The organism is Microcystis sp. M_QC_C_20170808_M9Col (genome assembly GCF_007095495.1).
Classification (GTDB): domain Bacteria; phylum Cyanobacteriota; class Cyanobacteriia; order Cyanobacteriales; family Microcystaceae; genus Microcystis; species Microcystis aeruginosa.
The window spans coordinates 1-11,095 of the sequence record NZ_SFBZ01000083.1 but is presented as its reverse complement, the minus strand read 5'-3'; the positions used below and the strand labels follow the sequence as shown (position 1 = coordinate 11,095).

General features: G+C 46.1%; 13 protein-coding genes. 5 read left to right on the top strand and 8 right to left on the bottom strand.

The window, feature by feature from the left end:
- The first annotated feature begins 112 nt into the window (after nt 1-112).
- Together EWV68_RS05420 and EWV68_RS05415 are read left to right on the top strand one after the other, a co-directional pair.
- Entirely contained in the window at nt 113-991 is an 879-nt protein-coding gene (locus EWV68_RS05420) for an SDR family oxidoreductase (protein WP_287169091.1), read from the top strand.
- Nucleotides 978-1,130, top strand: a complete 153-nt coding sequence (locus EWV68_RS05415) for a hypothetical protein (RefSeq protein ID WP_192846066.1) — start codon at nt 978-980, stop codon at nt 1,128-1,130. Before EWV68_RS05420 ends, EWV68_RS05415 begins: the two co-directional genes overlap by 14 nt.
- Before the next feature lie 14 nt (nt 1,131-1,144).
- On the opposite strand, the gene EWV68_RS05410 is transcribed toward EWV68_RS05415, so the two are convergent.
- The 3 genes from EWV68_RS05410 to EWV68_RS05400 form a co-directional block, all read right to left on the bottom strand.
- Nucleotides 1,145-1,639, bottom strand: a complete 495-nt coding sequence (locus EWV68_RS05410; protein WP_061433078.1) for an ureidoglycolate lyase — start codon at nt 1,637-1,639, stop codon at nt 1,145-1,147.
- 5 nt (nt 1,640-1,644) lie between these two features.
- Nucleotides 1,645-3,102 carry an efflux RND transporter periplasmic adaptor subunit gene (locus tag EWV68_RS05405; protein ID WP_287169089.1) on the bottom strand — a complete coding sequence of 486 codons (1,458 nt, stop codon included), beginning with the start codon at nt 3,100-3,102 and terminating at the stop codon, nt 1,645-1,647.
- Between the two features lie 294 nt (nt 3,103-3,396).
- A complete protein-coding gene (locus EWV68_RS05400; protein WP_002768949.1) occupies nt 3,397-3,999 on the bottom strand; it encodes a GUN4 domain-containing protein in 603 nt (200 codons plus the stop codon).
- An 83-nt stretch (nt 4,000-4,082) separates the two neighbouring features.
- On the opposite strand from EWV68_RS05400, the gene EWV68_RS05395 reads away from it, so the two are divergent.
- Nucleotides 4,083-5,063: an aspartate carbamoyltransferase catalytic subunit gene (locus tag EWV68_RS05395; protein WP_079207700.1), complete on the top strand. Its 981-nt coding sequence runs from the start codon at nt 4,083-4,085 to the stop codon at nt 5,061-5,063.
- 23 nt (nt 5,064-5,086) lie between these two features.
- Here EWV68_RS05395 and EWV68_RS05390 read toward each other — a convergent pair whose 3' ends face one another.
- The 3 genes from EWV68_RS05390 to EWV68_RS05380 form a co-directional block, all read right to left on the bottom strand.
- Nucleotides 5,087-5,368, bottom strand: a complete 282-nt coding sequence (locus tag EWV68_RS05390; RefSeq protein WP_061433075.1) for a hypothetical protein — start codon at nt 5,366-5,368, stop codon at nt 5,087-5,089.
- A 381-nt stretch (nt 5,369-5,749) separates the two neighbouring features.
- Nucleotides 5,750-6,226 carry an urease accessory protein UreE gene (gene ureE / locus EWV68_RS05385; protein WP_061433074.1) on the bottom strand — a complete coding sequence of 159 codons (477 nt, stop codon included), beginning with the start codon at nt 6,224-6,226 and terminating at the stop codon, nt 5,750-5,752.
- A gap of 77 nt (nt 6,227-6,303) precedes the next feature.
- Nucleotides 6,304-6,789, bottom strand: a complete 486-nt coding sequence (locus EWV68_RS05380; RefSeq protein ID WP_287169093.1) for a DUF4168 domain-containing protein — start codon at nt 6,787-6,789, stop codon at nt 6,304-6,306.
- 547 nt (nt 6,790-7,336) lie between these two features.
- Here EWV68_RS05380 and hbs point away from each other — a divergent pair.
- Together hbs and cobD are read left to right on the top strand one after the other, a co-directional pair.
- Entirely contained in the window at nt 7,337-7,621 is a 285-nt protein-coding gene (gene hbs, locus EWV68_RS05375) for a non-specific DNA-binding protein Hbs (protein ID WP_002759570.1), read from the top strand.
- Nucleotides 7,622-7,652: 31 nt separating this feature from the next.
- Nucleotides 7,653-8,732: a threonine-phosphate decarboxylase CobD gene (gene cobD / locus EWV68_RS05370; protein WP_287169087.1), complete on the top strand. Its 1,080-nt coding sequence runs from the start codon at nt 7,653-7,655 to the stop codon at nt 8,730-8,732.
- Nucleotides 8,733-8,763: 31 nt separating this feature from the next.
- Here cobD and psbC read toward each other — a convergent pair whose 3' ends face one another.
- Both psbC and psbD read right to left on the bottom strand, forming a co-directional pair.
- Nucleotides 8,764-10,146 carry a photosystem II reaction center protein CP43 gene (gene psbC / locus EWV68_RS05365; RefSeq protein ID WP_061433070.1) on the bottom strand — a complete coding sequence of 461 codons (1,383 nt, stop codon included), beginning with the start codon at nt 10,144-10,146 and terminating at the stop codon, nt 8,764-8,766.
- The gene (psbD, locus tag EWV68_RS05360) at nt 10,130-11,092 is read right to left on the bottom strand and encodes a photosystem II D2 protein (photosystem q(a) protein) (RefSeq protein ID WP_502705878.1); all 963 of its coding nucleotides are present in this window, start codon (nt 11,090-11,092) and stop codon (nt 10,130-10,132) included. Before psbD ends, psbC begins: the two co-directional genes overlap by 17 nt.
- Between the last annotated feature and the right edge of the window lie 3 nt (nt 11,093-11,095).

Below are 11,095 nucleotides of genomic sequence, written 5' to 3'. Positions count from 1 at the left end.
ATTAAAGGGACTGATGCAGCGATGGGGATTTGCAGGAATTGGTTTAGTTAGTGAACCGTTGGAACCACAAGTGCAGTTTTTAGCCTACGAAAAAGGATTTAATCTCTAAACTATGAAAACGCTGTTAATCACTGGAGTTAGTGGGTTTTTAGGTTGGCATATTTACCAAAAAACGCGCTCATCTTGGGCAAGTTTTGGTACATATTTTAATCACAATGTCAATAGTAATGACCTGAATTTAATTAAAGTTAACTTAACAGACTTAGCCGCAGTTAGAGAACTTTTTCAACAGATTAAACCCGACGCGGTAATTCATGCGGCTGCCCAATCAAAACCGAATCTCTGTCAAGAATTTCCCCAAGCATCCGAGGCAATTAATCTGACAGCTTCTCTAGAAATTGCCCGTTTGTGTAGTCAATATCAAATACCGCTAGTTTTTACCTCTACCGATTTAGTTTTTGATGGTAAAAATGCCCCCTATTCCGAACATGATCCCGTTTCTCCTGTCAGTGTCTATGGTGAGCAAAAAGTAGCGGCAGAAAAGGGTATTTTAGCAATATATCCTCGGGCGGCCATTTGTCGAATGCCTTTGATGTTTGGTTCCCCTTCTCCCACCGCTAATAGTTTTCTGCAACCCTTTTTAAAAACCCTCCAAGAGGGAAAAGAACTATCTCTATTTACTGATGAATATCGTACGGCTGTTGGGGTTAATAGTGCGGTGAATGGTTTACTTTTAGCCCTAGAAAAAGTGCAAGGGATTATTCATCTGGGGGGTAAAGAAAGAGTTTCTCGTTATCAATTTGGTTTACTAATGGCGGCAGTTTTTAACATTCCCAGAGAACAAATAAAACCCTGTTTACAGTGGGATGTTCCCATGATTGCGCCGCGTCCGCAGGATGTTTCTCTTGATAGTTCTCTTGCTTTTTCTTTAGGTTATCAACCATTAAGTATTAAAACCGAATTAGAGGCAATTAGAGATGAAATTATCTGAACAAAAGCGGACTATATTAATTATCTTGCTCCTTTTTTTTACCGCTATTCTCATGGTCAATTATTTTGAGGTAGGAATGACAGGAGTCTTAGCTTTTTTCGTTGCCTATCTTTCTAAAGGATTGCGAAAAGTTAAGTAAAAAAATTATTTTTTTTAATCAACAATCTCGAATTCTATTGACTGCTCTTGGGCAAAATTATAGGTAAAATGATCGACAATATTAGTATCGCTCAATTCGAGATTATAAAAATTGATCGCCGGTTGATCAAAAAGTGGGCCAGCGTGCCAAGTTCCCACCTCTAATTTAATAAAACAGTCGCCAGGGATGCGAAAAACCTTTAATTTTTCTAAATCCGGTTGAGGATAAGGACTAGGGGGGGCCACTCCTAAAAACCACTCTTGTCCCCCCAAAGAACCAAGACATTGGGTACATTGATTATGACGAGTAATTCGCTTAAATTTACGTCCGCGAGTCTGTAAACGCATAATATAAAAGCGTGGCACACCATTTTTTAAATGCAGTTGTGCATCGCTTTCATCAAACAGTTTCCCGTCATGACTAGAGGTTATTAATTGACCGTAGGGACGGAAACTCTCGGCGGTAATTAGTTGCGCTGACAGGGGACGAACGGTAATCGAATTACTCATAAAAATTACTGCTGACTAACAGTTATAGCTGTACCATCTCGGAGAGAAAGAATATTATTAATAGCAATTCTTTCCCCGGCATTTACTCCAGAAATAACCTGATAAGCTTGCCCTTGAATCGTGCCGACTTGAATTGGTTTTTGTCTGACCACTAAACGCTCCTTGGCATTTTCTAGACCTTCTTTAGCCTTTTCTTTTTCGGCCACAAAAACAAAATTTTGCGCTCCGATGCTAGTCACTGCCGTGGTGGGAACTAATACCCCCGGTTTTTGATCCCAAATTAACCGCGTCCGCACATATTGGTTATTGCGAAGACTGCCATCATTAGTAAAGGCAAATTTCACTAAAACCGATTGGGTAGCTTGGGAAACGGTGGGGGAAATAAAAGTTACTTGACCGCGAACGCCCGGGCTGCCATCGGGATTAATAATTTCCACGGGCAACCCGACGCGCAGACGCGGTTGTAATTCCACGGGAATCTGCACATTTAGTTCCAAAGTTTTATTGTTAGTCAACGAGGTTAATTCTTCACCCAGGGAGATAATATCGCCGACTTTTCTTTGATTAAAATCGCCGACAAAACCATCAATCGGGGCGGTAATGGTGTTAAAAACTAAATTCTGACGCGTCGCCCCTAATTGCCCCTCAGTGCTGGCTACCGCCGCTTGACGACTGTTCACTGTTGCCGCTGCCGCCGCCACCTGTTGCCGTGACGCTAATTCGTTTTGAATGGCGATATTTAATGCTTCTTTGTTTGCCTGTAGGGTAGCTCTAGCCGCCGTCACCTGTTGACGGGCCGCATCACGATTTTTAGACCGGGCCTCTACTTCCGCCCTGGCGGCCTGAATGTCGCGGCGGCGATCATCTAAGTCCTGTTGGGGCTGTGCGCCTTGTTTGACCAGAAATTCGGCTCTTTTTAGGTTTTTTTCCGCTAAATCTAAATTAGCTCTCGCTCTCTGTAAATCAGCTTCGGCGGCGCTCAAGGTGGCGATCTGACTTTTAACATTAGCTTCCGCATTGGCCACATTTGCCCGATTCTGGCCAATTTGGGCTTTATTTGCCCTCGCTTGTGCTTGTCTTTGCCTTAAATCCGCCTCAGACGCATTGAGGTTCGCTTTGGCCGAATTTACCTGGCCGATGCCAGCGTTTACCTGTTGCTGTTGTTGTTCGGGATCCAATTCGGCGATTTTTTGTCCCTGAGTTACCTGATCGCCAGATTTAACGAAAATAGTCCGAATCCGACCGGTAATCTGAGGGGAGACGCTAACACGCTCTTGGGCGATCAAAGTACCCACAAATTCGCTACTTTGCACTAATTTGTCGGTGCCGAGGGTTTGCAGTTTGACGGGAACAGCCGCCGGTCCGGTGGCTTGGGGGGTTTGGGGGGCGCAACCGGTGATAATTAGGGAAACGGCGATCGACGAACCGATCGCTCTCGATACGTTAACGGATCGTTTAATCATTGTTAAATTTAGGGGTTTTTGGCCGAAAAAGTGCTAGTAAGTCGAAAGAAAAGGGAAGATGAGGAGAGAAGCTTTTCCTTAAATTTTACTCTACAGAATTTATCGCCGTGATTATTAAACCTCTGGCATAATTAATTTTTGAGGGTTCAAAAACGGCAAAAATAAGGATTAAATTGCCTAAAATCCGTAAATAGACTATTTAATTGATTATTGTTCATTCTTAATTCTCCTGACTACTGACTACTGACTACTGACTCCTAACCCTAACAACAATTTTTGATTTTTACAAGAGGTCTATTGTTTGCTTTGCCCTAAGCTAACAATATTACAGGTAACTAATCTTTGGGCGAGGGTGGTGTATTCTAGGCGACCACCGGCGATCTGATATTCGTCCCGGGGCGCCGGCAGATGACCGACGGGTGCATTGAGGGTATAGTTAAGATTTTCTTTAAAAATAATCCAATCACCATCTTTACGCCAACCGATGCGATCGCCAAAAGTTTGAAAATTTTCGATCGCTACTAAGCGCCCCGGTCGATTACCCGTCTCGATAAAAATGCGAAATTGGGTACTGAAACTAAAACGACCCCCGGAAGCTTCTTTCCAGAGTTGATCCATCTTTTGCAGATCCCAACAGGCCAATTTTTGCAGGTCTTCCATGGTAAACCAGCCCTGTAATTCCCGTCCGGTTGCTTTCAGCATTAAATTACGGGTTTCATCGTTAGCTTGCCGCCAATTTTGTTGAGCGAGGAAATTTTTCAGGCGAGTGTAATTAATGCCCGTGGTCGGTGATACCATTTCCCCAGAGGTGGCAGTCTGGGCAACGATCGCCGGCAAGGGATTGAGAAATAAAGCGATCGCAAGAGTGATCTGACACAAGGAAAAATTAATTCTCATAAACCCTATTTATTAACCTGATGCAAAGAAATCCTACAATAGCATAGACGAAATTTGCCGTTTTTACCGCCTCCTTAACGCCTATGGCTTTCACTTGGATCCGACACCACATTTTGGGATTGCAAGACTGGCAACCGGAAGAATACCAAACCCTGCTACAAACGGCCTCTAGTTTTCGTGAAGTTCTTTCCCGACGTACCAAGAAAGTGCCGGCCCTACAGGGACAAGTGGTGACAAATCTTTTTTTTGAACCTTCCACCCGCACCCGTAGTAGTTTTGAACTAGCGGCGAAACGTCTCTCGGCCGATGTTCTTAATTTTGCCCCGGGTAGTTCCAGTTTGACTAAGGGGGAAACGATTCTCGATACCGCTTTAACCTATGTGGCCATGGGTACGGATATCTTTGTCATCCGACATCAACAGTCGGGGGTTCCCGATTTGATCGCGGGGGAAATGGATCGTTTGCAGTCGGGGGTCAGTATTCTTAATGCTGGGGACGGTCAACACGAACACCCCTCCCAGGGACTTTTAGACCTGTTTACGATCTGTTGTCTGTTAGATGAGGAAAATCCCCGTTTAGAATTGTTAGAGGGCAAAAAAATCGCTATTGTCGGGGATATACTCCATTCTCGTGTGGCGCGTTCCAATATCTGGAGTTTAACCACGGCTGGGGCGGAAGTACATTTGTCCGCACCCCCCACCCTACTGCCGAAATATTTTGGGGAATTGTGCGATCGCCTATTTCTCCACTGGGATTTAGAACCAGCTTTAGAAAAGGCCGATTTTGTGATGACCCTGCGACTGCAAAAAGAACGCATGACTGCCAATCTTTTGCCCAGTTTACGGGAATATCATCAAAGTTTTGGCATTACTCGTCCTCGTTTGCAATCCTGTCAACCGGGGGTGAAGGTACTTCATCCGGGTCCTGTGAATCGGGGGGTGGAAATTAGTTCCGATTTAATGGACGATCCCGATTTTAGTCTGATTTCCCAACAAGTTACCAGTGGTGTGGCTGTCAGAATGGCTTTGTTATACCTGATCGGTAATCTTCGCAGCGACCAGTAAAAGGTTCTCAGGGATTTGCTCTTTTAGTCTGGTTTCATTGAAACAATCCTAAAGTTTCTATCAAGGTAAATATCATATTTTCTTCCTCCCTCACACACAGCATCTTCTGCTTCAAATAGGTTAGTCTCAACATCAAATTTCATCGCTTTAGGATTCCTACAACCCTGTTTTAGCAAAGCATCAGTCAACCGCGATTTTTCTTCCGGGGTCAAGGCTCGATAATCACTACTATTAGCTTGACCCGCATAGATTGACATTCCTATAATGCTAAGAGATAGTAAGCTTATGATCGATTTGGTCTTCATTTTTTCAACTTCCTGAATACAATAAAAACATCATTCCAAGGGCTTTAGACCCAAATTTTCGCTAATTAGTTCGGCACGATTACCAGTCAACTTTATGTTAGGAAAAGCATACCTATTTTACAATAAGTATAAATACTCAAGCTACCCCTAGGGCTTTTCTAGGAACTGCGACCGATACCGGATTCCGTTCTTTAAACCTCTTGCATAATTAATTTTTCATGGTTCAAAAACGGCAAAAATAAGGATTAAATTGCCTAAAATCTGTAAATAGACCATTTAATTGATTAATGCTCATTTTTAATTCTCCTGACTACTGACTACTGGCTACTGACTCCTAACCCTAACAACGATTTTTGATTTCTGCAAGAGGTCTTTTTTAAACTATCCCTTTTTTGCCTCTTCCAGGTCATGATAATGCTGATAAGCACCGATTTCGGGGTTAAAGGGGGCGATTTCTTCAGTTACAGTTAATCCCAAACCTTCTAACATTGCTTGTAGGACAGAATCGGGGGCCAGACGGAGGTAATCGGGGTTAATTTCTAGGGCTACATGACGATTACCGAGGTGATAGGCAGCTTTGAGGAGTAAATCGGCTGAAGGGGCTGTAATAGTGATAACTGGTTCCGGTTTAGCAATAATTTGAATAATTTCGCCGTTTTCTCCCCGCAGGAAATCGCGGTCCTGTAGAATGGTGCCGCGGGGTAAACGAAAACAGAGGGAAAAACCTTCGGGACTATCGAGACGATAACGGCTGCGGGTGCGTTCTTCGGCCGTGAGTAGAAGGCTAAAAAGTACCGTTTCTGGGGGAGGTGGACTAGCGGTATGACGGGGTGGTAAGCGCTCGGTAAAAGTTAACATGGTAGTGGTCAATGGGAAAAAACACTCTTAATTGTAGCCCCGACTCCAACTTGACCCGAAAAACTGAGGAACTTTTTCTATTTATTCTCCCGCTGCCGACGAATCATCTCATTTTGCACCCGTCGTCTCAAGTTATCATCGGTACGAATCCGGTTAGTAATGGCGTTAAATTCAGCCGCAGTGAGGCCACTATCTTGGACAATCTTTTTTGAGTTATTACAATAATCTACGGCAATTCTTTGGGCATCAGCTGGAAGATTATTAAAGCTTTCCCGTTGGTTACAGGTAATTGCCGGGGGACTTTTGCCTAAAATTCGCGAAATTTCCTGATAAGCTTGTTTTCTTTGGGTTTCGATCAACAAAACTGCTTTGGCATAACGTTTAATTTGGTCGGCCGTAAAATCTTGAGTATAAGCGGAAGACTGAAAACTAACCACCTCCGTCGTCCAAGAAAATTCGGGAATCAGACCGCCAAGAATGGCGATTACTGCCAAAAAAGTCACAATAAAAGAACGTCTTAAGCTTTGACCTAGATCGGCTAGGGGATAGCAGTAAATCACCATGCGAGTTTGTCGCTGAATAGATAATGATAGCAAACTTTCCAGTTAAATCCTGCTTTTTTGAATATTTTTAACGATCATAAGTTCCAATTCTAGCCAATATCTCCTGGGCCCGAACTTAATTTTTGGGCAGAAATTGCTTTGGTAAACTTTTTTAACGTTTCTAGGGGCAAAATTAGTCAAAAATCTTTGAGAGAACCGATGAACGATTTTTGGGAAGTTAGGATGTCTATCGCTTTTAGAGAATATTTATCGGCAATTTAGCCAGCTAATCTCTTTTTATTAGCTTATATCGCTGTTAATCTCTCGCTTATTCCCTTTTGTGCCCCCCGTGGCGGGGAATCAGGAGGAAATCTAGATAAATTAAAGGTTTCAGCGATTCCGATCGAGACAATTCCCGCTTAGAATAATGCAGTGGAATATATAGCCAATGGGGATTTGAGGCATTATTTATTGATCTCGATCCTGGCGAGTCCTCAAGAGGGGAACCATAATAAACTACTGACAACCACCCTAAACTCAGAAAAACCGCAAAAAAAGGAGTTAGCGCATGAATAAAGGTGAATTAATCGATCAAATCGCTCTCAAAGCCTCTGTCACCAAAAAACAAGCAGATGCTGTTCTCACTGCCGCCATCGAAACCATTATCGAAGCGGTTTCTGAGGGGGACAAAGTAACCCTAGTAGGATTCGGTTCCTTCGAGGCCCGGGAACGTCAGGCCAGGGAAGGACGCAACCCAAAAACCGGCGATAAGATGGAGATTCCGGCCACTCGCGTCCCGGCTTTCTCGGCGGGTAAACTGTTTAAAGACAGAGTGGCCCCAGATAAGGAATAATTACTGTTGAGCTTGGATCGCTGTAAGTCTTTTGCCTAGACCTAAACATGGTGGTAATCTTGACTGGGCGGCCGCCATTGCCGGCTGTCCGGTTTCCTCTATTCTCGATTTTTCTGCCAGTATCAATCCCCTCGGTCCGCCAGAAAGCGCCCTAACCGCTATTAAAAGCCATTTAACCAGTCTGACTCGTTATCCTGACCCCGAGTATTGGCAGTTGCGTTCTGCCCTCGGCCAATGGCACAATATCGGACCAGATTGGATTCTCCCCGGCAATGGTGCGGCTGAGTTATTAACCTGGGCCGGCCGGGAATTAGCAGCATTTGATAGTGTTTATGTACTAACACCCGCTTTTAACGATTACGAACGGGCTTTAAAAAGTTTTGGTGGAAACATCTGCCAACATTCCCTAGATTTAACCACTTTAAAGCCGGTTAATCCCGAAAAACAAGGCTTATTACTCAATAATCCCCACAATCCCACGGGGAAACTCTGGACGGTGGCGGCCATTCGTCCCTATCTATCGCAATTTGGTTTGGTGGTAGTGGATGAAGCTTTTATGGATTTTTTACCCCCGCAACAACAGGAGAGTTTAATATCTCTGTTGCCGGAATATCCCAATCTCGTGATTGTGCGTTCCCTAACTAAATTTTACAGTCTCCCCGGTTTACGTCTAGGATACGTCCTCGCCCATCCCGATCGCCTGTTACAATGGCAAAGATGGCGCGATCCTTGGTCGGTGAATAATTTAGCTGTGGTTGCCGCTATTGCGGCAATTGAAGATAGGGATTTTCAACAACAAACTTGGGATTGGTTAACGGCGGCCCGCCAGGATTTATGGCAAGGATTAGCTAATTTTCCGCAATTACAGCCCCAAACCAGTGCCGCTAACTTCCTCTTAGTACAATCTCAATCTTCCTGTTTACCCCTACAGGAAGCTTTATTAAAATATCATCGAATTTTCATCCGCGATTGTCTCAGTTTCCCCGAATTGGGCAGCAATTATTTTCGGGTCGCTGTCCGTTTACCAGCAGAAAATCAACGATTATTATCGGCTTTAGAGAGTATTTTAGCCGCGTCTGATATTAACAACAAAAAGGCTCCCGTCAACTAGACGGGAGCCGCTGCCATCGAACTAACCGAAATTAGTCGAGGTCGGGCATTGCCAATGCGGGTTCAGTCTCGCGGTCAATTCCTTTCTCGAAACCGGCGGCGGCGGCGCGAGCGCGTCCAGCGTGCCAGAGGTGTCCAATCAGGAAGAAGAAGGCGAGGGTGAAGTGAGAGGTAGCTAACCAAGCGCGAGGAGACACATAGTTAAACGAGTTAACGTCAGTGATAACCCCACCCACAGAGTTCAAGGAACCTAAAGGAGCGTGGGTCATGTATTCAGCCGCGCGGCGTACTTGCCAGGGTTGTACGTCATTTCTGATTTTGTCGAGGTCTAAACCGTTAGGACCGCGGAGGGGTTCTAACCAGGGACCGCGGAAATCCCAGAAACGCATGGTTTCACCACCGAAGATGATTTCGCCAGTGGGAGAGCGCATCAGGTACTTACCTAGACCGGTGGGGCCTTGGGCAGAAGCGACGTTAGCACCTAAGCGTTGGTCACGCACCAAGAAGGTGAAAGCTTGAGCTTGGGAAGCTTCCATGCCGGTCGGACCGTAGAATTCACTGGGATAGGCGGTGTTGTTAAACCAAACGTAAACGGCGGCGATAAAGCCCATCATGGAAAGAGCGCCCAAGCTGTAGGACAGATAGGCTTCTCCAGACCAGATGAAAGCGCGACGCGCCCAGGCAAAAGGTTTGGTGAGAATGTGCCAGATACCGCCACCGATACAGATTAAGCCAATCCAGATGTGACCGCCGATGATATCTTCCATGTTGTTGACGCTGATAATCCAGCCTTCGCCACCGAAAGGAGCTTTGGTCAGATAACCAAAGATAACTGCGGGGTTGAGGGTAGGATTGGTGATGATGCGGACATCACCGCCACCGGGGGCCCAGGTATCATAGACACCGCCAAAGAACATGGCTTTAAATACCAACAACAGCGCACCACAACCCAAGAGAATCAGGTGATAACCGATGATGTTGGTCATTTGGTTTTTGTCTTTCCAGTCGTAACCGAAGAAATTAGAGTATTCCTCTAGGGTTTCCGGTCCGCGGATAGCGTGGTAGATACCACCAAAACCGAGTACAGCCGAAGAAATTAAGTGCAGAACACCAGCGACGAAGTAGGGGAAGGTATCGACTACTTCACCACCAGGGCCGACCCCAAAACCGAGGGTAGCTAAGTGGGGAAGCAGGATTAAACCCTGTTCGTACATCGGTTTTTCGGGGATAAAGTGGGCGGTTTCAAACAGGGTCATTGCCCCGGCCCAGAAAACGATTAAACCAGCGTGAGCGACGTGAGCGCCGAGCAGTTTACCGGAGAGGTTGATAAGACGAGCGTTACCAGACCACCAAGCGAAGCCGGTGGAACTTTGGTCACGACCGGTAGCGGTAGGGATATTAGAGAGCGTTACCACGCGGGAGAACCTCCTCAGGGAAGGGGTCTTCCGCCGCTCTCAATTCCTGAGAAACGAAGTCATAGGCCCGGAGGTTAAGCGCTAATCCAACCACACCCACAGCACTCATCCATAAACCAGTCACGGGGACAAAGAGCATGAAGAAGTGTAACCAACGTTTGTTGGAGAAAGCGATGCCGAAGATTTGCGACCAGAAACGGTTCGCCGTCACCATGGAGTAGGTTTCTTCCGCTTGGGTGGGTTCAAAAGCTCGGAAAGTGTTGGAACCTTCACCGTCTTCAAACAGGGTATTTTCTACCGTCGCTCCGTGAATAGCACAGAGAAGCGCACCACCGAGGATACCAGCTACACCCATCATGTGGAAGGGGTTCAGGGTCCAGTTGTGGAAACCTTGGAAGAAGAGAATGAAACGGAAGATACCAGCCACGCCGAAGCTAGGGGCAAAGAACCAGCTAGACTGACCGAGGGGGTACATCAGGAAGACACTGACGAACACCGCAATCGGGCCAGAGAAGGCGAGGGCGTTGTAGGGACGAATGCCGACTAAACGGGCGATTTCAAACTGACGTAGCATGAAGCCAATCAGGCCGAAAGCACCGTGGAGAGCGACAAAGGGCCATAAACCGCCGATTTGACACCAACGGGTGAAGTTACCTTGGGCTTCCGGTCCCCAGAGAAAGAGGATGGAGTGGCCGAAGGCATCGGCGGGGGTGGAGACGGCTACAGTCAGGAAGTTGCCGCCTTCTAAGTAGGAACTGGCTAACCCGTGGGTGTACCAGGAGGTGACGAAGGTGGTGCCGGTTAACCATCCACCTAGGGCCATGAAGGCGCAGGGGAAGAGTAGTAAACCAGACCAACCGATGAAGACGAAACGGTCTCTTTTGAGCCAGTCATCGAGAGCATCAAACAGCCCTCTTTCTGGGGCGCGTCCGACAGCAATGGTCATGGG

Coding starts and splice junctions, on each gene's coding strand:
- EWV68_RS05395 (WP_079207700.1), top strand. CDS start 4,083: ATGGCTTTCACTTGGATCCGACACCACATTTTGGGATTGCAAGACTGG.
- psbD (WP_502705878.1), bottom strand. CDS start 11,092: ATGACCATTGCTGTCGGACGCGCCCCAGAAAGAGGGCTGTTTGATGCT.
- ureE (WP_061433074.1), bottom strand. CDS start 6,226: ATGTTAACTTTTACCGAGCGCTTACCACCCCGTCATACCGCTAGTCCA.
- EWV68_RS05420 (WP_287169091.1), top strand. CDS start 113: ATGAAAACGCTGTTAATCACTGGAGTTAGTGGGTTTTTAGGTTGGCAT.
- EWV68_RS05405 (WP_287169089.1), bottom strand. CDS start 3,102: ATGATTAAACGATCCGTTAACGTATCGAGAGCGATCGGTTCGTCGATC.
- EWV68_RS05390 (WP_061433075.1), bottom strand. CDS start 5,368: ATGAAGACCAAATCGATCATAAGCTTACTATCTCTTAGCATTATAGGA.
- hbs (WP_002759570.1), top strand. CDS start 7,337: ATGAATAAAGGTGAATTAATCGATCAAATCGCTCTCAAAGCCTCTGTC.
- EWV68_RS05410 (WP_061433078.1), bottom strand. CDS start 1,639: ATGAGTAATTCGATTACCGTTCGTCCCCTGTCAGCGCAACTAATTACC.
- EWV68_RS05380 (WP_287169093.1), bottom strand. CDS start 6,789: ATGGTGATTTACTGCTATCCCCTAGCCGATCTAGGTCAAAGCTTAAGA.
- EWV68_RS05400 (WP_002768949.1), bottom strand. CDS start 3,999: ATGAGAATTAATTTTTCCTTGTGTCAGATCACTCTTGCGATCGCTTTA.
- EWV68_RS05415 (WP_192846066.1), top strand. CDS start 978: ATGAAATTATCTGAACAAAAGCGGACTATATTAATTATCTTGCTCCTT.